We start from the raw sequence: 20,183 nt of genomic DNA, 5'->3' as shown, positions 1-20,183 counted from the left end.
ACCATTAAGTTTTTTACCTGCTTGAAGTGCCTTAACTGCATCTTCGAAGTTGAATTGATTTGTCATGTGTCATTCCTGTTTTTATCAGTTTACTGAAATGACACAGATTTTTGAACACTACCTTACAATACGAAAAACTTCGAGATTGTTTGATGTGTGAAGTCAAGATTTGACCCTTTCCTTCCTTTCCTTCTTTCCTCCCTAATTTGCATGTTTACTTTCAAATTGTTTAAATGAAGGTTATAAGTTGAAATTCATTGATAAGTTAAACAACAAGTCTCTTAAAAAACGACCTAAGGGCTAGATCGTTCTATAATTTGTATAGTAAATTTTATCTAGTGTATGTACAAATATATTTACCAACATTTTTGGTTACACAAGTGACTCTCCCTCCAGTCTGAGCACCTCCACTAGAAGTTGAAGTAAAAGACACTCCTGCTCGTTTTGCCGCATTATAGAAATCAACAAATACATCAGCTCCACCCTTGCCAAAATCATAAGATTCAGCGTTTTTAGTATCGAAATTAGGCTTTACTTTATTTAAATCAACATCGGTACCACGTTCAAAATCCCAAATCAAATCACCATTGATCACTGCATATAGAGAAAAAATTGCGGTACTTCCATCATTAAAACTAACTTGCACCATTATCTTGTCTACATCTAACAATCCTGAGACTTTGCCTGCTGCGTTTGCAAAATTACTAAGATCATTCCTGAGATTGGTATTTCCATTATAATGTCTTGCAACTTTATTTTGAGTAGAGCTTGAACCAACTAAATCCCATACGCTTCCTGCGATTTCAGACGGCACTTCATCAGCCTTGAGTGATTGTGCAGACATCATTACTTGCTTTTTAGCATCAGATAAATTGTAGAAATTATTTAAAACACTTTGTTCTACATTATGGTCTTTAACAGTGACTGAATATGTAGGTATTTTTATATCTTTCATCTTCCCTCCACGCCCATCGGGTTCACCACCAGTCCCAGGAAGGGTTCTGTAACCGCTAAAACTTTTCGAAACTTCGAATTTTTTGATAGTTAATGTTTCTAGGTTCATTACATAAACATCACGGGTTTTATCAAGCTTAGCATTTGACTTTGCTAAAGTTTTAAACTGCTCATAAGAAAAACAAGTTGAACACTCTGTTGTTAAAGTTTGTTCATTAGCTATCGTTGAGCTAGAAAAGATAGATAGAAGAGATACAAAAATTACCCTTTTCATCTATTGTCCTTAGTCTGTACTACTTTAAAAGTTTAAGGTAAACAAATTCGAAATAAAAATCAAGAAAAACGGTACAAATGTTAATTTTTAACTCACTAACTTTTTAACCAAAGGTCTCATCCATTAGAAAGTTCTGGTCAAGCAGGCAGCTGTGCTTTCTTGATCTTTTTATTCAAAAACCAAGTGTTGTTACTTTTTAAACTCACTTTAAATATGACTATGCATCCAGTAATGACGTCGATAGGTGTGATTATTACTAATTTAAAAATCGAGGCACTTTCTATTTTGCTTTACTCTCATTGACCAGTCACAAACAACATCATCTGGTTGAACCTTGAACCTTGAACCTTGAACCTTGAACCTTGAACCTTGAACCTTGAACCTTGAACCTTGAACCTTGAACCTTGAACCTTGAACCTTGAACCTTGAACCTTGAACCGAAATCCCGTCATACAGACTCGCGTGGTTTTTTACTATATGATTGTAAATCATAGATTCTGCATTGGTTTAAGCGCTAATGGGAATAGACCAAATCACTAAATGAGCCATTATAATAAAAACAATGCGTTATATATTTGATACTTTTGAGTTTGATAGTACCAGTTTGGTACTTAAAAATAATGGTCAGGATTTGGCTATTCGTCACAATGACGCCAAAGTGCTTAAGCTGCTTTTGGAACATTCAGATACTGTATTTAGTAAAGAAGATATATTATCGCAGGTGTGGCAAAACAAGGTTGTGTCCGAGCAGGCTGTTTTTCAAAGCATTAGTAATTTAAGAGGGCTTTTTGGTAGTCATGCAATTAAAACCTTTTCAAAACGAGGTTATCAATGGCAACTCAAAGTTGATGCAACTCATTGTGATACCGAACAAGCGCCCAGCACTGTAAATTCAAATATAGTAGAGCAGCCAACACCGGCTTTAGCATTCCCACACCAGCGCAAAAAGTGGCTAATTATGGCGTTTACGGCGCTAACCCTTTTTGTTATCGGGTTGATGTATTTAGTCGCCAAGCCATCAGATAGTGTTAATAGCACTGTTATTAATATTGCATATATCCCATTAAGTACTCAATCAGACGCGAAACAGGTCAAGTTTAGTGATGATGAGCACTTTGATTTTACTGAAATACCACATTTAAACACTGCTCACTTTCATGTGTCAGCCGATTATGAATATCCTCAATTGGCCGGCAAGTACCCATTGATTTTATCGGGCACGGTGCGCACTTATAATCAAAAAACGTATATTGATTTTGTTCTAAAGGGTCCATTTGCTGATTGGCGCGGCCATGTTTTGGGTGCTGATCAACAAGATGCTACAAAACAGCTTTTAAATCACTTACATAATCCCGTTATTTATAGCTTACTCAATGAAGCTCAGGCCCCAGCAGTTAAGCAAGCAAACTTAACGATTGCCCATCAGCAAGGACCTAACGATCTGATTATTCTTAGTCATCTTACAAATAGCTATTTGAGAATGGGTGAGTATGAGAAAGCGATGGTGATGGCAACTAAACTTGAAAAAGTGGCTATTTCACAGAAAAACACGCAATACGTTGGCAATGCTTTACTCTTTCAAAGTGAAGTACTAACTCGCAAAGAGTTATTTGACCTAAGTACGTTAAAGCTGGGAAATGCGATAGAACAATTTAAAAAAATTAATGATTTACCCCGACAAGCCGACGCCTTGATTGCGCAGTCGTGGATAGATCATAATCAGGCTGATTATAACGCCATTAAGCACAGCCTGCTTACGTCAGCCAAGTTAGCCTTTGAGGCTGATGATAAACAACGTGAACTAGATGCTTTAACTTACTTATCTGTGTTGGCGCATAAAAATAAACAAGAAGACGACAAATACCTTTATTTAAGAGAAGCTGAGAATAAAATGAAGGTTTACCAGTTTCCTAGCTATCACTTGGCTATCATACCGTTTCACTATGCTATTTTTTCTAAGAGCCTTGAGGATAAAGAGCCCCATTTAAAACAAGTACTAAAGCTTGCTACTTTGACGCCTGAGTTTTGGGCTGCGATAGCTAGTCGTAAGCAATTAATGAAATACTATATAAGTCAAAGCCGCCTTACAGATGCACAAGCACTTATGACAGGTATTACATTTGATAGCGCAGATAACTCTTACTTGAAAACGTTGTTAGCAGATGCGCAAAACGATACTGAGGCATTTATTACTCACGCAGAACGTACCTTTGAGCAAGCACAACTGGCGGGTAACCTTTCTCTTAGCTTAGATATCGCGTTATTGATCTGCGGCACTGAAAACCCCCAAATAAATTATGATTTTTATTCTCAATATATCAATGAAAAGGGCAGTGACTATTGGCGACGGGTTAATGAGGAGAAGCTGACGTCTTTGAGTTTATAAATTGTACTAAGCGCGACTTAACAGCGTAAAGGCAACAATGGTAGGGCCTTTACGCTTTATTAAACTAGCTATTTCTGTTTGAAGTTAACCCAGTTTAGCTTCCAGTTTTTATCATGTGATTGTATCGTTAATTTATTTTTGCCTTGGTTTAAGTAAATGGTAGCACCTGTTTGAGTTTGCCATTGATTATATCCCCCGGTGCTTGTTACTCTTTCTGTGGCTAGCTCTTCGCCATTCACTAATATTGTAAAGCCTTTAGTGTCATTAGGGGCTGCTAACCGGTAACTTAGTAAGTAATGCCCTGATTTTTCGACCTCTAATTGATAGCTTATTATCGCCTTGTCACTTATGCCGCGGGGGCCCGTTAAATTGAATTTACCATCGAAATCTGAAGTTCTTCCTACGGAGGAGCCGGTAATCTCACTTGCTGATTCAGCTTCCAGTCTTCCAGGTATTTTTACCCACGGCGCTCGTGTTTTTACCGTATTACTGTAATCACTTTGTTGATGGTGTCTAACCGCTACTACCGTGTATTCATATTGGTGGCTATCAATATTGGCATCTTTAAATGTTGTTTCTACAATGTTTGATGCTAACAATTTGAAGGTGCTACCAGCAGCAGGATTCCTGTAAACGCGGTAACTTTCAATGTCTGTTTGTTTGCTTTTGTCCCAGTTTAAAGTAACAAGGTCGTGCTGTTGTTCTATGGTTAAATTAGTGACTTTGTCTGGGTAGGGCAAAGCCGCATCACGTCTTAGCTGCTCACTGTGTTGTGCTATTGTTAGCGCTTTTTTAAACTGCTTTGTGTTACCTCTCATTGGTGGTGCTGCGCCGTCCAGTGCAACTCTTAATCCTTCTACTGCGCCAATAAAGTCTATACCCATGACGCCCCTTTCACTAACCGCAAATGTATTCCAATGCCAACTGCCACCACGTGCTACTCGGAATTTACAATTCTCATCTGTCCAAGGCTGACCATTAGCTGGGGCATTTTTATAATTATTTTTATAGCAGTCAGCAATAAACTCAACTACATTACTGATCATATCATGCAGGCCAAATTGGTTTGCTTTATACATACCAACAATACTTGCATAAGCTGAGTGATCAACACAGTTTGACTTACCATTAAAAAAGTTAACATAGCTGGTATTAGCATCGCGTTGTAGGATATTTTCGCCGGTTAAATCAGCCGTATTCTCGTACTCACAAACGAGGGTTTGCTCGGGGTCGTCACCAAAATAATATTTGCTGCTTGTGCCTGCTCTTGCTGCGTATTCCCACTCAGCTTCACTGGGTAGGCGATAAGGACGACCAGTTTTTTCAGCTAACCATTCAACATACGCATTAGCCGCTTTCCAACCAATACAGTTTACAGGTTGAAAGTCGCTGGTGTTGAGTGAGTTATTCTCCCATGTGCCCGCTGTTGCACCATAATTAAACCAGCCATTTAATTGGTGGATGCATTGAGTTGGCATGTCATAACCAGACTCTTTAACAAAGTGACGAAACTCTCTGACGGTCACTTCATATTTGCCTAAGCTAAACTCGGGTAGCGTTACCTTATGAACAGGTTGGGCATCTTCTTTATCTATATCGCCCATCTGAAAAGTACCCGCAGGTACCGTGACCATGATGGGTTCAATCAAACCACTGGAATTTGCATAAAGTGCAGGGCTATTAATTGATAGCAAGAGAGGAATTATTAATTTTTTTAGTTTCATTTAGTTTTCCTTTTTAATGAGAAAGTAATAGTGGAAAACTAAGCAGTAAAAATCTTATAAAAAATCTAAATAATGATAAAAATAGAAAAAACCTAACATTTTCTTCTTTTTAATGACTCGATATTATTATCTAGGGGTTTAAAAATGCAGATTGTTGTAGCTGGTAGATATAAAGCTTGCTGTTCAGGGGGGATTGTTTTGGTAACTCTGGAGGCGAAAACTTAACCTATTTTTTTGTTGGTGTGAATTCGCGACCTAGATTTAATAAGTCAGAATTTAAGCAAATACTATTAGATATTTAGTCATTTGATTGCTCCTTCTAAGAGTTTACAGTCTTGATCAGCACTTCGATGAAAACCGTCATCCCAAGCAATATAGTCACTAATTTCATTTTGGCTTTTTCGATTAGCGTAAGCTCTATCTATCGTATTAAAGTATAAAACTTCGGGTTCTCTAAAGTGTGGATGTGAATTTTGTAAATATCGAACGCAGTAGCTTATGTTGAGCATATCCAAAATAATCTGCTTACTGATCTCAGCATCTAAGTTTGGTATGCGCCCTTGCTCAATATCAATAACCAGTTGCAATGTTGAAGCTGCACCTAAACTGAAGGTGACAAGCTGTGGGGAATCAAATTTTTCATACACATAGCGCTCATAATCATCGCGGATACCGTTGTCATTTTGATCAACCCCGTCTAACGTTTTATAGTCGTCAGGGTGTTCAGGTGGTAGTTCTGGGGTTAGATAAAATAAATCTTTAATACGTTGCCAACTACTGTGGGGTTTAGGTTCGTTATTCTCATTCCAGTAGCGGGCAAGATAGTAGTCGGGCCCGTGCTTTACAAGGTTACCGGCTTGATACACTTTGTTTGCTTGCCACTTTTCTATCACGGTGTTTTGCAGCCAAATCCAACCATCCCAGTGGGGTTGGTTTTCTATCGGTTCAATGCCTTTAACCCAAAAAGCGGCAATAAATAAGCTGTTGTTGTGAGTAACAACATCACCGGCTACATAAATTGAGCTGGCGTTCCATTGTGGGTGGTTTGGTTGAATATCGGTTAAATTTATATTGTTGGCTTTAGAGCTCAGCTGAAAAATATTTGTCGCGTAAGCATGCGAACAAAAAAGTAACCAAGTAATAATAACGATGAGTTTAGTCATTTCAAAATCCTTTTAATTGTCGTTTCATTACTTTTTAAATTAAGTCCACTTTTTAGGTAAATGCAAGGTGGGAGGATTAAATATTTCAAAATCATTGATGAGTTTGAAAAGTAGCAACACTTGGTTTTGCATACAAAGGTCAAGAAACATGATGTGGCTTAAATCGTAGGTCGCCCTTTAGAGTGATAAGTGAATTTCACCACAGAGAACTCAGAGGCTATTGCACGCTGCACCGAAGTTAAATATTGTTGTAGGAGTCGGCTTCAGCCACGAATAATTTAACACCAATGATAGAGTTAACCACCGTAGGCGCTGAGCTTGTTGGCGGGTGTGGTTATATGTCCATTGCTCGCTAACTTGAAGCTTTCTAACTCGCTAGCTTTTTATATTTTGTCGGGATAAATCAGCGACCTACATTAAAAACCTTATTCAAGGTTTTGTCGCGCTGGCTTGGTGAGCCAAAACGGAGCTGCCGCTGACCCCTCTCTGGACACTCTGTAGGAGCTGGCTTTAGCCGCGAATTTTTCCACCCTAGCATCACGCTGTTTCCTTCATATCATAATTAATGTGAACGTAAACGGCGAAGATAGGCCGTCTTTCACATCCCTGTACGCTCCCCAGTTCGCCCATCTATGGCCTCTCGTTCAAAGCAGCGCTTTTCACCCATAGCCTAGTTTCGCCTTATCGCGCATTGCCTACATGAATTTAGGTACTTAGGATTTGTCGGGAAAAAAATCCTGCCATGCGCGATATTACTCATCAATTGCTTATTTTCAGGGCGTGATGACGGAGGAGAGGGTTATTCGTGAGATTGGTGCTTTGTCTTTAAGTCCTTATAAAGACAATTTAAAAGGACTTGTTGTTGAATCAACTTTTAATTGGTATTGGTTAGTCGATGCTTTAATGGATGAAGGGTTTAAACTTTACTTAGCAAACCCCGCTGCAATCCAACAATACTCAGGCTTAAAACATGCTGATGACCATAGTGATGCACGTTGGTTGGCTGAAATGCTACGTCTAAACATTCTGCCTGAGGGCTATATTTATCCTCGAGAACTCAGAGCTGTTCGCGATTTAATGCGTAAACGAATGGACATTGTTCAACAGTCCACTAAAAACTTATTATCAGTGCAAAGTTGTTACATGCGTCATCTTGGATACAAGCTCAGTAGCAACAAATGGCCGCTATCAGAAAAGGCGTCAATGTTGAGCAAGTACACACCGATTTCAGCTCAACGAATACAGCGCTGTCGGTCATTTCTAACCTCTCATTAATACGCTGTGCTCAACAGCAAACCAATGCAATAGAGAGCGCTATATTACAACAAACATCGCTCTCCCCCTGAGTTTCTAAACCTAACCAGTATTGATGGGATTGGGAATACGTTAGCACTGACCATTATGTTAGAGACAGGCACTACAAATCAAAAGAATGGTAATCGTTACTGAGCGTGGGCCTTTACTGAGGCCGCTAACTTTGCCATTCGGTATAACCCAACAATTAAAAAGTATTATCAACGCAAGCAGGCTAAAACAAACTAAGTTATCGCGATTAAAACGGTTGCACATAAACTGGCAAGAGCGTGTTACCACGTGCTGAAAGACAATGTCCCATTTGATGAACACAAGGCTTTTTCTTAGCGACTATGAAATGAATAAGATTAACGTGTTGAGTTAATAGTGGGGTTGGTAAAACCATTAGATTTGATTGAGCCTGCACGTTAACCGCTCATATTTTAAATACTGGATATGCCCAATGTTTGAGCCACAAAGGGTTGGTTATGTGTAAGCATAAACCATAGAATTGTTACAGCGCAGTGTGTAAACACAGCCAGAAACTGGACGGACATTGGTACTAAACGATGACTGAGGCGAAAGCCAAGGGCCTTAATTGATCATCAATGATGCTTAATTAAAACGCCTAAATTCATATGGCGTTATTTATTCAAACCAAGGTGCATATTCACACCAATCGAGGTCATTACTGGATGCATAGTCATATTTAAATTGAGTTTAAAAAGTAACAACACTTGGTTTTTTGACTAAAAAGATCAAGAAAACACAGCTGCCTGCTTGACCGGAACTTTCTAATGGGTGACCCTTTCCTGGAGATATAGAGCTGCTGGGTAGGGAAGTGTTTAGTGCATTTGATAAAGTTGACTTGCCATGCCCTATTATTTTTACCACTTCTTATAATGAATTTTGGATGCAAGCATTTGATAATCAGGCGTAGCATATTTACTTAAACCATTTACCTACAAGCGTTTTGCTAATGCGATGGGTAATTATGAGCAGCTTAAAAGCAATCTCATTAATACTATCAAACCACATGTAGCAGCAACTCAGCACTATAAAAGCCGCTTCTTTTTAAAAAAGGACAGGTGGTCGATATTATCAAAACCGGAGATGTGGTGTGCATTCGAGCTACTTCGGGCGTATTGTCAGCCTATGATAATCATGGTAAACACCATTTGCTTACGGGCAGCTCATTGACGGAGCTAGAAGCTCAGCTCTCTTTTTTAGAGTTAACCGTAGTGAAATAGTGAATATTCACTATGTTGTTTCATTTGAAAGCTACGCTAAAGAAACGTTAGCAGTTAACCTGCAACATATGAGTGAACCACTAATCACCAGCAAAACACGTACAAGTGGCTTTAGAAAGTGGTTAGCTACGTAAATAAAAACTTTTTACTTTACTGCTCTATCAAAGACTTATGGGCGATATAAATCCTTTTGGTTTTACGGCTAAAATCGAACTATCGAGTTGGTTAAGAATCGTTTCTGCTGTGTTTCCAATCACAAGACCTGCAACTCCGGTACGAGAGATTGTTCCCATTACAACTAAATCGGCATCAACCGCTTGTGCAGCCTTAGGTAACTCTTCTTCCGCAGCCCCCTTAATAATATGTGAACGTAAAGATAAGAAGTTATAAGACTTTTGCCCTAAATTTTGTTTTAACTTTTCAAATAGTTGCTCCATTTTATGCTGACTGTGGCGATGCTCAAATTCATATAATTCTTTTTCGACTTTGTCTGGATCTTCCACCCAAAGACTGATAAATCCTGCATTGGGCGCATCGTATACATTAACTACATGAGTTGTGGAAAACTCAGCTAACGAAATTGCACAAGCCAGCTCAAGTATCGTATTGTTTAATTCAAGATTACAGTTACTTTCATCTATAGAGTCAAAGTCTACGGCTGCTAGTATTTGTTTATAATTGAGTTTTTCATCTTTTTTCATTAACCAAACAGGGCATGGGCAATTGCGCAATAAATGCATATCATCACTGGTGATTAGCCGATCAAACCAACTAAGTTTATCTACTTCTTTGAGTAAAATATCAAAGCTATTCGACAATACCGCTCGGATACTCTCTAAGTATCTTTTACCTACTTTGACTTCAGCTTTAATATTTACGTCATTATCCAAAGAAGCAATAAGGCTGCGTAGGTTCTCATTTGCTTTAGTCAGGGTAAGGGTCTCTATTTCAGGGCTTTCAATGCCTATTTTATTTAGCGCAGATGATAGGGATAAACTTGGAATAACCAAAAGCAAGGTTAGATCTGCCTGACTATTTTTGGCTAATGAAATGGCACGTAGTAAAGACGGTGACGGTTTATCCATCGGTTCATTCATTACATATAATACGTTACTGAATCTTTTCATATCACTATCTCCTTATTAAGCTATTTACTCGACTTAACACCTTGGATAAGTATATCAGCAGCATGATCCGCTGTATCTTGGAAAGGCTCTAAAATTAACTCAACACCTAATAAAGCGAGCTCTTCGCTATCAGCTGTACTCTGTGATACCGCGGCTAACTTGCCCTGGTAACCAGCGGAGCGGGTTAATTGGACTACGGTTCTACGTGGATCTTCTGATGACAAACCAGTATGTAAGTGAGGGATTGTAGACACAGCCCACTTTGCATGTTTGAGTGGTAATTCAAGAATAAACTCAGCATCGGTGGCATCACCATATTCACAATCTAACCCTAAATGGTTCCAACTTTTTATTGCTGACGGATTAAAATCAATGCCTAAAACCTTTATGCCTTTAGCTTTCAGTTGTTGGGCAATCGCAGTGCCAAGACGACCCAGGCCAAATATGATCACAGGATAATGGTTATCAGGATGATCGTCGGCAACTTTTTCACGGGGAGCTCCTGAACGCTCAAATATATTTAGTACGGGAGAAAATATTGAATAAAGTTGGTGGGAATAAGTGATCATATATGTTGAGGCCGCGATCGTAATGATCCCAACTAAGGTCACTAAGCCCAGTACATTTTGTGGCACATGGCCTAAACTTATCCCCATAGCGATGAAGATTAAAGAAAATTCACTAATTTGAGCTACCGTCAAACCAGCAAGAAAACCAGTTCGTTTACTGTAGCCCATAAGCCCCATAATAATTACGACAATAAGTGGATTCCCAATAAGAACAAATAGCGAAAAGATAATTGCACCAGCTAGATGGTTACCAAGTAAAGATAAATCTAATGTGGCACCTAAAGCGATAAAGAAAAACAATAATAGGAAATCGCGTAGTGGTGCGAGTCGCGCGGCAATACTTTCACGGTAAGGGGTTGACGCTAAAGCAACCCCAGCTAATAAGCCTCCCACTTCCATTCCTAAGCCTACTAGGTCACCAATAGCGGCAAATAAAGCCGCTTGTGCTATGGCGTAAACCACTAATAATTCAGGGGCTTTAGCTAGCTTTTCTGTTAATGGGTTTGCAATATAACGAACAAAAACAATAACAAAAGCGAGTAAACCTAAGCCCGAAATTCCCACCTGCCATACGGAAGAGCTTCCATTTTCTCCATGTCCTGAACCTATACCTATAGTTGCCAGCACTATCATCGCCATAACAACTACAAGATCTTGAACAATTAAAAAGCCTAAGGCGATTTGACCATGTAAAGATTCTATTTCTCGTTTATCTGAAAGTAGTTTGACTATGATAATGGTGGATGAAAAAGTAAGAGCAACTGCGACATACAGACTGGTGGTATGATCTAAACCAATGCCTAAACCAATAAAATAGCCAAATAGGGAAGTAAACGCCACCTGACCAAGGCCGGTTAAAACAGAGACACTACCAATGGATTTTATGAGTTTTACATCAAGCTTTATTCCAACAAGAAACAGCAGTACAGCAATTCCGAGCTCAGATAGAAGTTGGATTTGTTCTTTAGAATGAACAATATCTAACACCGAAGGCCCGGCTATTAAGCCAACGGCGATAAAGCTAACAATCAATGGTTGTCTTAACAGTAAACCTATAAAGCCCAACAATGCAGCTAATACCAAAAGTGTAGCTATCTCGGTAAATGCTGACTGTGTGATCAGTTCAATTAAAGTCACTGTTATACTCCTATCCAGACACAGAATATATTTAACAATACCTAATGCTGTACTCAGCAAAGGATAAATTCAAGAAAATATTAACAATTTATCAAGTGACAACACATGATTTGAAACAAAAAATATTAGATTAAGCAACAAAAAGGTGACAATACATATGTAATACAGTGATTTAGTCTTGATGAAAACCAAAGGGGTCACCCATTCGAAAGTTCCGGTCAAGCAGGCCGCTGTGTTTTTTTGGTCTGTTTATTCAAAAAATTAAGTGTTGTTATTTTTTAAACTCAATTGCAGCATGACTACGCATTCTACTAGAAGGTTAGCTTATCTAAACTGACTTCACCAAAACGTGCTAGTAATAAATCTTCTGAGGCTTTGAGCGCACTGGCGAGTTCTCGGTTTACTGCTTTCTCAATTAGGCATTCTGTATGTTCATCACTTAAGCCGATAGTGAATACAGAACTTTCGCCTAAGGCGGTGTGAATATCTAGCAAGGTTATATCTGCTAATGACACATTTAAAAGCCAGCCGCCGCCGTGTCCTTTTATTGAAGTTACATAACCTCTATCGCGCAACCTTGCCATGGTACGTCTTACAACCACGGGGTTGGTTTGTAGCATTGTTGCTATATGGTCTGATGTTGCAGGCTCGTCCATGTGATCCATGTGAATTAAAATATGTAGCATGCGCGATAAGCGACTGTCTTTTCTCATCTTATTCTCTTCTTTTTATATAAATAGTCTCAGCTATTTTATGATATAGATAATATCACGATACTTTTAATGTTGCATGTGTTGACTTTGGAAACTCATGTAACTTAATATGTTTCGTGATTTGATGCGATAGATGAATCGGTTTGCTATAAATGAGGAACTAAAGATGAAGCAAGATGTTGTGATTATTGGTGGAAGTTTTGCGGGCATTTCCGCAGCTACGCAATTAGTAAGAGCTCAGCGTAAAGTAACAGTCATTGATGCAGGTAAGCCAAGAAACCGATTTGCTGATCATTCGCATGGTTTTTTAGGTTTAGATGGATACAGCCCATCGGCTATTAAAGAGAAAACATGGCAGCAGTTACAAGCGTATGAAAGTGTCACTATTATTGAAGATAAAGTGATTGATATTAATAAAGAAGTGCAGGGCTTTAGCGTAAAAATTAATAATGGTGAAAAAATCGCTTGTAAAAAAATAATTCTCGCCACAGGTTTAAAAGATGAATTACCTGATATTAAAGGCGTTAAAGCGCGTTGGGGAAAAACAGTTATACATTGCCCTTACTGCCACGGTTATGAGTTACGCAATCGTTCTTTAGGTGTCATTGCAACGGGGCCAATGTCTTTACATCAAGCAGGAATGATCCCTGATTGGGGCGTAACTACCTATTTCTCGCAAGGTGAATACCAGCCCGATCCAGAACAAAAATTACTTTTACAGCAACGTGGTGTTAGCTTTGAAGATACACCCGTTGTTGAAGTATTAGGGGATAACCTTGATGTCTGTGCGGTAAAACTTGCCGATGGTCGCGTCATTGTATTCGGAGGCTTATATGTTGGGCCTAAAACACATATGGCGAGCCCGTTTGCTGAGCTTTTAGGTTGTGAGTTTACAGATGGACCTATGGGCGCGGTAGTCGTAACCGACAATTTTAAACAAACCTCAGTTGCTGGTGTATTTGCCGCTGGCGATATAGCTAACCCAATGCAAAATGCCACATTTGCTTCTGCATCAGGTGTAATGGCAGGCATAGGTGTACATAAACAATTAATACAAGAGTTGCTGTAGTTTAATTATCAGCGCACACAAGGCCGCCAGTATGACAAAAAATAAAGAATTTTGGGAAACTACCTTTAAAGATAAGCAAATGATGTGGGGTGATGAACCGTCAACCACCACAGCGTTGTCAGTCGCTCTTTTTAAAAATAACAGTTTGAAAAAGCTATTGATCCCAGGATTTGGTTACGGCCGAAACGGCAAAGTATTTAGCGATAATGGCTTTGATGTAACAGGTATTGAAATATCAGAGACTGCAATAGGCATAGCCAAAAGGCAATATGGTAACACCATGAAAATTCATCACGGCAATGTTAATAACATGCCTTTTGATAATGAAATATATGACGGGGTTTTTTGTTATGCCTTACTTCACTTACTTGATGAAGAAGAGCGTACAAACCTGATACATAATTGCTATCAACAACTTAAAGATGGTGGTTACATGGTATTTGTTACCTTGTCTACAAATAGCCAAACTTATGGCGAAGGCGTTGAAATAAGTAAAGATAGATTTGCAAGCAAGCATGGGGTTAACTTATTTTATTATAATGAAGTGGCGATCAAGGCACAGTTTAGTGGCTATGGATTGCTTGAAGTAAAAGAGGTTGGTGAGTATTCACAAACATTTTGGCTTGTTGTTTGTAAAAGTACGTAAGATTTTCCGAAGGAATAATTAAACCGTTGACTTAAAATAGGCTCTTACTCCTTCACCTTAAGTATTTTACAGTCTTTATCTGCGCCGTAATGAAAATCGTCATCCCAAGCAATATAGCCACTAATTTTATTTTGGCTTTTACGGTTTGCGTAGGCTCTGTCTATTGTATTGAAGTACATAAGTTTTGGGTTTCTAAAATCTGGGTGTTTAGTTTGAAGTTGCCTTGTACACATACTAATATTTATAAAATCCAAAATAATCTGTTTACCAATTTCTGCATCTAAATTTGGTATGCGGCCTTGCTCAATATCAATAACCAGTTGTAATGTTGAAGCGGCACCTAAACTAAAGGTGATGAGCTGTGGTGAATCAAACTTTTCATACACATAGCGCTCATAATCATCACGAATACCGTTGTCATTTTGATCAACTCCGTCCAATGTTTTATAGTCGTCAGGGTGTTCGGGTGGCAAATCTGGGGTTAGGTAAAATAAATCTTTAATGCGTTGCCAGCTACTGTGAGGTTTAGGTTCATTATTCTCATTCCAATAGCGGGCAAGGTAGTAGTCAGTACCGTGTTTTACAAGGTTACCGGCTTGATACACTTTGTTTGCTTGCCATTTTTCTATCACGGTGTTTTGCAGCCAAATCCAACCATCCCAGTGGGGTTGGTTTTCTATCGGTTCAATGCCTTTAACCCAAAAAGCGGCAATAAATAAGCTGTTGTTGTGAGTAACAACATCACCGGCTACATAAATTGAGCTGGCTTTCCATTGTGGGTGGTTTGGTTGAATATCGGTTAAATTTATATTGTTAGCTTGTGAGTTAAGCTGAAAAATATTTGTCGCGTAAGCGTGCGAACAAAAAAGTAACCAAGCAATAATAATAATGAGTTTAGTCATTACAAAATCCTTTTTATGAAGTTTCATTACTTTTTAAATCAAGTTCACTTTTTAGGTAAAAACAAGGTGCGAGAGTTAAAAATTTCAAAAATTTTACAGTATGGATAGGTTGTTTTTTAGTTTAGAGTTGAATTTTACCCGAGAGAACAAGGAGCTGCTTTGCCGTATGGGAGGAGATGAAACGCTGGGTTTATTGGCTAAAACTAAATGATTATCAATTTATTCATTTAGTTTGCCCCCAAGGCTTGAATTTTTTACTTAGCCTGCACTTCAGTACCCAGTAAAGTATCTATGTAAGCGAGTTCCTCACTAAAAACACCATTAAAAAAAGCATTTTGCTCAATTATTTCACTGTCACTAGGGTGGGCTTTGTAGTTTTGTTGGCATCTAACAAGCTCGTTAGATAGCCATTGGCTTGCGTTGGTTGCTGTGCTGATTGCTGTTTTTAAAAAAGATGACCATTTTATTTTTTGTAAATTAAAGCGGTAGAGTGTTACAGCAATTAGGCTATACGCATTGTGCTCTGGTAAGGGTGAGTAGTCACTATTTAATGTGTCGCTGTTTAAAAGCTTACTGTCGATCAGCGCTTGTTGCAAAGCTGTTTGTTGCGGGTTACTTAAAAAAGTGGTTGTCATAATGAATAATTAGCCTCAATCTGCTGCATTAAATTTGGCATTTAAAAGTGAGGCTAAGCAAGGTGTTTATAGCTTGTACAGCACCGAAAAAATGCAGTGACAGTGATAGCAAAATAGGGCTGACTCTTTACTGAATTAGTAAAATACAATTGTAATCGAAGGAGTGGTTTAGGTTCTAGTTTGTGGCTTGTTGCTGTGTTGGCCTGTAGGTAAGAAAATCATTAAAGGTCAGCCAACAACGATTACTTAATGGTTGTTGGCTGGTACTTATTACATAAACATGTATCTAACAAATGCAATGAACACTATTTTTGTTGTTGTGCTATCCAGTCGTTGATGAGTTCTTCGAGTACAGCTATTGGCAGTGAGCCTTGGCCAATTACGGTGTCGTGAAAGCGGCGAATGTCAAAATTAGCGCCAAGTTCTTTTTCAGCTTTTGCGCGGAGCTCGCGTATTTTTAACTCGCCCATTTTGTATGAAAGCGCTTGAGCAGGCCATGAAATATAACGATCAATTTGGTCTTCTACGGCACTTTGTGGCAGTGCAGTGTACTCGTTTAGATAATTAATTGCGCGTTCTCGACTCCAGCCAAATGCATGAATACCAGTATCAACAACGAGCCTGACTGCGCGCCACATTTCGTAACCTAAGCGGCCAAAGTCGCTGTATGGGTCTTGATAAAAACCAGCTTCTTTACCAAGGCGCTCTGCGTAGAGCCCCCAACCTTCACCAAACGCGGAGTGGTTTAAAGTACGTCTAAATTGCGGTACATCAAGCTCCATTGCTATCGCATTTTGTAAATGGTGACCTGGTATGGCTTCGTGCAAACTCAAGGCTTCTAAATTATATAACGGTTGTAACGAAGGCGTTGAGGCTAAAAAGTAAGTACCAGCAGAGCGCTTATCTGCTGGCGGCATATAAAACGCACCTCGAGTTGCGGAGTCTTTAATTGCGAAGGTATTACGTGGTAGATGACCAAAATAGGTTGGTAATTTGCCATACATTTTTTGCGTAATAAAGGCTGCTTTTTCTAGCAAATCTTGTTTGTCTGTGGCATAAAACTGAGGATCAGTCGCTAAAAACTGTAAGAATTCAGCATAAGTGCCTTTAAAATTTAGAGAGTCAATTATAGCCTGCATTTGAGCTTTAATGCGTGCAACTTCTTGTAGACCTAACTCATGGATCTCTTTAGGTGTAGCTTGTGTAGTGGTGTAGTAATTTACTGCGTATTGGTAATATTCAAGGCCACCTTTAACACTTGAAATACCAGGCTCTGCTCTGCAGTTAGGCATGTAATCATCAACAAAAAAGTCATAAAAATGTTGGTATGCTGGGATCACTTTATTGCTAATCAGTTTTTTAGCTTTTTCTTGATAAGCTGCTTTTTGCTGTTGGCTAAAGGTGTTGGGTATACGGGTGAACGGTTCGTACAAAGCGCTATTTTTGGGATCTTTGACAATATGCGCACTGATGCTCTGTTCGTAGTTTTTAAAGGTGGTGCAATAGTGTGTGTAGCCTTGTTGTACACCTTCTTTCATCAAGCTTATGTTTTCTTGATTAAAGCGGGGGTAGTCATCCAAACTGATTAAAAAGTTGTCGTAGTCGGCGGTGGTTAAAAACGCCATGTTAGCGGGAGCCTCTGCAAAGTACGTGTGCCAACCACTTAAAAAGTTTACAGGAAAGTACTTATCAAGTGACTGGTAGCTTTTTTGCTCGGTTTCGCGTTCGTATTTAAAAAGTCGGTAATTCATTAACTGAGTTTTATTGAGAGATTGCGCGTCAATAGCGGCTAGTTTTTGCAACACTTGTTTGTTATATGTTTGGCGTTTTTGTATTGCTTGCTCAGTCCAGTTTGCAAGTTTGCCATTGGGTTTCCACCCATCAGGATCGGTACGGAAAAATATTTTTTCACTTTGTGCATGTTGCCAGTGCTGATCAATTATATTTTTTAAATCGGTATTGTCATCAGCGTGGCTTGGCAATGAAAAAAGAGTTAAAGAAAGAGCCAATAGATTTATTTTATGCATGTTTTTTCTCATTATTAGCAAGTTAGTATTTTATAAAGCTGTAGTGTATGACGTTATTTTTGAGTATTTTATGTTTGAATTAGGGTATCAAATTAACGTTGTAAATGCGCTGGCTTTTTCAGTTGGGGCTAATTGCAAACTAATTACTCATTGAGATCGACAGCAATGATAAAGCAGTACAACATAGTCTAGCGGTTAAACTATTTTACAAGGGGTTTTCATTGGATTCACTGACACAGGTTGTACTTGGCAGCGCCGTTGCTTATTCAGTATTAGGCAATAAGCTTGGGCGAAAATCATTACTGGTTGGTGCGGCATTTGGCACTGTGCCTGATTTAGATGTTTTGATAAATTACGGCTCCGAGATTAAAAACTTTGTTTATCACCGCAGCTTTAGTCATTCTCTATTGATGCAGCTTTTACTTAGCCCTTTATTTGCCTGGCTAATGCTTAAAATGAATTGGGCTAAAAGTGTTTCGTGTACCAGGTGGTCTGTGGCCATTTTTTTAATTTTGAGTACCCACGTCTTACTTGATAGTTTTACAGTGTACGGCACACAGTTACTGTGGCCGCTTTCGACATACCCATTTGGCATTTCGAGTATGTTTATTATTGACCCCACGTACACTGTGCCACTGATAATCTCAACGATGATACTGTGTTTTGGGCGCTTTAAGCCTTATGCGCAGTACATTAATAGCTGCGCGTTGATTCTCAGTTCGTTTTATTTAATCTGGAGCTTAGTTGCAAAGTGGCATATCAATGAGAAGATTCATCTGGCACTGGACAATAAAAATATCGAATTTATCCATTATGAAAGTACGCCTACGCCCTTAAATACGTTACTTTGGCGAGCAGTCGCGGTAACTGAGCAAGGTCATTATGAGGTTTATGCATCGGTATTTGATGCAATAGAAAATGTTAATATAGATTTTTACCCCAGTGATAACGCCGTACTCGCTGAATTAAATAAGGCTCAGCCCATCATGCTATTGCAACGTTTTACCAAGGGGCTTTATGGCGTTTATGCACTCGATGAGCGAGTGATCCTTAGTGATTTACGAATGGGGCAAGAGGGCTATTACGTATTTTCCTTTGTGGTTGCACAGAAAAACAACCAACAATGGGCCGCTGGGAATTTTCAAAAACTGAACAATCGACTTCCGCTAGATAAGCTAGGGCGTATTTTCTCTCGTATCACAGATCCCAGCGTTGATTTATCAACGAAAGCCACTGATTAATAAAGTGGCTTTTGATTGGACGTTTATCAGGTAAACTCCCTTTTAAAGAGAGAGTAGTCTGTTTATAAGTTAATTATCGCCGGATACCAGTTGGCTAATACGACCCCAAATAAACCCACTAGAAAAATAATGGATATCAATGCCATTATACTTGCGGTGGCGATTGTAATAATTTTATTCGTTGTACTTTCAGCATACCTTACCAGCTCAGCAATAAATAAAGGGATAACGTAAGAGCAAATACTTACAGCTAACACAGTTGGGCCGGTAAACGTTGTGGTATCGACCCCTAAAGTGCCAAATGTTAAGAACCATGCAAAAATCATCAAGCGGAAAAACAGTACGCCATTTGCTGCGAGGTATAAGCGTATTGCCCATATTTTATGAAGGCTAATATTACGATTTTTGGCGGCTCTTATTGCTAATAGACTTGATAAAATGACCACGCAACCACCAAATATAGTTAGTCCTTGCATTAAGACGTTGCCAACGGTTCCTCTGGCTAGTATCAGGTAGATACCTGCCATTGAAATGGTGCAGGCTAATAGCACAAAAATACGGCCGTTATAACGGTGAAAGCGAGGGTGCTTTGTTCGTATAGCGGGGATTAACTGTAAGCTGCCGCCTATAATCATTACGATGGCTAATAATACATGTAGCGCATACATAAAGTTTCCAGTTGCGTCGTTAGCAACATAGGCGGTGCTATTTAGCCGACTCCAACCAGACACTCCTGTGGTGACGCCCGTAAGCCCGTACCCCAATGAGAGGTAAATCACAAAGCAGATTTGTGCCATCAGCAGGCACGTAAACCATATTTTTTTACTATTATTAAGTAGTGTACTTGGGTTTAATTTAATTTTATGCATTGATGTTTTCTTTTTCTATATTAAACGAATAACGCAAATATAAAGGGCTTGAAGGGCGGTTTCTTATCAAATTTGAAATTTGAGCAATGATATATGGGTAATTTTGGACATTAATTAATTTATACAGACACATTCCCTCACAAAGTCTTTTTGCTAACTGAAAAGTAACTTTGTACTATGGTGGCTAGGCAAGTTTATACATCA

Annotated in this window: 16 protein-coding genes; 6 read left to right on the top strand and 10 right to left on the bottom strand. The window is 39.0% G+C overall.

The features are described from left to right. Positions 1–331 precede the first annotated feature (331 nt). Positions 332–1,228 carry a hypothetical protein gene (locus AAEU30_RS03360; RefSeq protein WP_421959309.1) on the bottom strand — a complete coding sequence of 299 codons (897 nt, stop codon included), beginning with the start codon at positions 1,226–1,228 and terminating at the stop codon, positions 332–334. A 562-nt stretch (positions 1,229–1,790) separates the two neighbouring features. Between AAEU30_RS03360 and AAEU30_RS03355 the strand changes: the two genes are divergently transcribed. Then, on the top strand, positions 1,791–3,614 hold the full coding sequence (locus AAEU30_RS03355; RefSeq protein WP_421959308.1) for a winged helix-turn-helix domain-containing protein: 1,824 nt from the start codon (positions 1,791–1,793) through the stop codon (positions 3,612–3,614). Positions 3,615–3,682: 68 nt separating this feature from the next. Here the strand turns inward: AAEU30_RS03355 and AAEU30_RS03350 are convergent, their stop codons facing one another. Both AAEU30_RS03350 and AAEU30_RS03345 read right to left on the bottom strand, forming a co-directional pair. Beyond that, on the bottom strand, positions 3,683–5,338 hold the full coding sequence (locus AAEU30_RS03350; RefSeq protein ID WP_421959307.1) for an SUMF1/EgtB/PvdO family nonheme iron enzyme: 1,656 nt from the start codon (positions 5,336–5,338) through the stop codon (positions 3,683–3,685). Between the two features lie 302 nt (positions 5,339–5,640). After that, on the bottom strand, positions 5,641–6,501 hold the full coding sequence (locus AAEU30_RS03345) for a chitodextrinase (protein WP_421959306.1): 861 nt from the start codon (positions 6,499–6,501) through the stop codon (positions 5,641–5,643). Positions 6,502–7,221: 720 nt separating this feature from the next. On the opposite strand from AAEU30_RS03345, the gene AAEU30_RS03340 reads away from it, so the two are divergent. Together AAEU30_RS03340 and AAEU30_RS03335 are read left to right on the top strand one after the other, a co-directional pair. Continuing rightward, positions 7,222–7,776, top strand: coding sequence for an IS110 family transposase (locus AAEU30_RS03340; protein WP_421959305.1), 555 nt, complete (start codon positions 7,222–7,224; stop codon positions 7,774–7,776). Between the two features lie 1,213 nt (positions 7,777–8,989). Beyond that, positions 8,990–9,178 (top strand): LytTR family DNA-binding domain-containing protein, encoded by a 189-nt coding sequence (locus AAEU30_RS03335; RefSeq protein ID WP_421959318.1) that lies wholly within the window; start codon positions 8,990–8,992, stop codon positions 9,176–9,178. Positions 9,179–9,205: 27 nt separating this feature from the next. Here AAEU30_RS03335 and AAEU30_RS03330 read toward each other — a convergent pair whose 3' ends face one another. The 3 genes from AAEU30_RS03330 to AAEU30_RS03320 form a co-directional block, all read right to left on the bottom strand. Beyond that, entirely contained in the window at positions 9,206–10,171 is a 966-nt protein-coding gene (locus AAEU30_RS03330; RefSeq protein ID WP_421959304.1) for a universal stress protein, read from the bottom strand. A 20-nt stretch (positions 10,172–10,191) separates the two neighbouring features. Further along, the gene (locus AAEU30_RS03325) at positions 10,192–11,877 is read right to left on the bottom strand and encodes a cation:proton antiporter (protein ID WP_421959303.1); all 1,686 of its coding nucleotides are present in this window, start codon (positions 11,875–11,877) and stop codon (positions 10,192–10,194) included. A gap of 311 nt (positions 11,878–12,188) precedes the next feature. Further along, positions 12,189–12,590 (bottom strand): Rrf2 family transcriptional regulator, encoded by a 402-nt coding sequence (locus AAEU30_RS03320; protein WP_421959302.1) that lies wholly within the window; start codon positions 12,588–12,590, stop codon positions 12,189–12,191. Between the two features lie 166 nt (positions 12,591–12,756). On the opposite strand from AAEU30_RS03320, the gene AAEU30_RS03315 reads away from it, so the two are divergent. Beyond that, positions 12,757–13,659, top strand: a complete 903-nt coding sequence (locus AAEU30_RS03315) for an NAD(P)/FAD-dependent oxidoreductase (RefSeq protein WP_421959301.1) — start codon at positions 12,757–12,759, stop codon at positions 13,657–13,659. A gap of 31 nt (positions 13,660–13,690) precedes the next feature. Next, the gene (locus AAEU30_RS03310) at positions 13,691–14,305 is read left to right on the top strand and encodes a class I SAM-dependent methyltransferase (protein ID WP_421959300.1); all 615 of its coding nucleotides are present in this window, start codon (positions 13,691–13,693) and stop codon (positions 14,303–14,305) included. 44 nt (positions 14,306–14,349) lie between these two features. Here AAEU30_RS03310 and AAEU30_RS03305 read toward each other — a convergent pair whose 3' ends face one another. From AAEU30_RS03305 to AAEU30_RS03295, 3 genes are all read right to left on the bottom strand, one after another. Further along, positions 14,350–15,207, bottom strand: coding sequence for a chitodextrinase (locus AAEU30_RS03305; protein WP_421959299.1), 858 nt, complete (start codon positions 15,205–15,207; stop codon positions 14,350–14,352). A gap of 254 nt (positions 15,208–15,461) precedes the next feature. Continuing rightward, on the bottom strand, positions 15,462–15,842 hold the full coding sequence (locus AAEU30_RS03300; protein WP_421959298.1) for a hypothetical protein: 381 nt from the start codon (positions 15,840–15,842) through the stop codon (positions 15,462–15,464). 305 nt (positions 15,843–16,147) lie between these two features. After that, positions 16,148–17,869, bottom strand: a complete 1,722-nt coding sequence (locus AAEU30_RS03295; protein ID WP_421959297.1) for a DUF885 domain-containing protein — start codon at positions 17,867–17,869, stop codon at positions 16,148–16,150. A gap of 221 nt (positions 17,870–18,090) precedes the next feature. On the opposite strand from AAEU30_RS03295, the gene AAEU30_RS03290 reads away from it, so the two are divergent. Next, positions 18,091–19,110 (top strand): metal-dependent hydrolase, encoded by a 1,020-nt coding sequence (locus AAEU30_RS03290; RefSeq protein WP_421959296.1) that lies wholly within the window; start codon positions 18,091–18,093, stop codon positions 19,108–19,110. Between the two features lie 62 nt (positions 19,111–19,172). On the opposite strand, the gene AAEU30_RS03285 is transcribed toward AAEU30_RS03290, so the two are convergent. After that, on the bottom strand, positions 19,173–19,979 hold the full coding sequence (locus AAEU30_RS03285) for a DUF2306 domain-containing protein (RefSeq protein WP_421959295.1): 807 nt from the start codon (positions 19,977–19,979) through the stop codon (positions 19,173–19,175). Positions 19,980–20,183: the final 204 nt, after the last annotated feature.

This window comes from Pseudoalteromonas mucoides, from assembly GCF_049257175.1.
Lineage (GTDB): Bacteria > Pseudomonadota > Gammaproteobacteria > Enterobacterales > Alteromonadaceae > Pseudoalteromonas.
The sequence above is the reverse complement of the archived record's forward strand: the minus strand, read 5'-3'. Positions and strand labels throughout refer to the sequence as shown.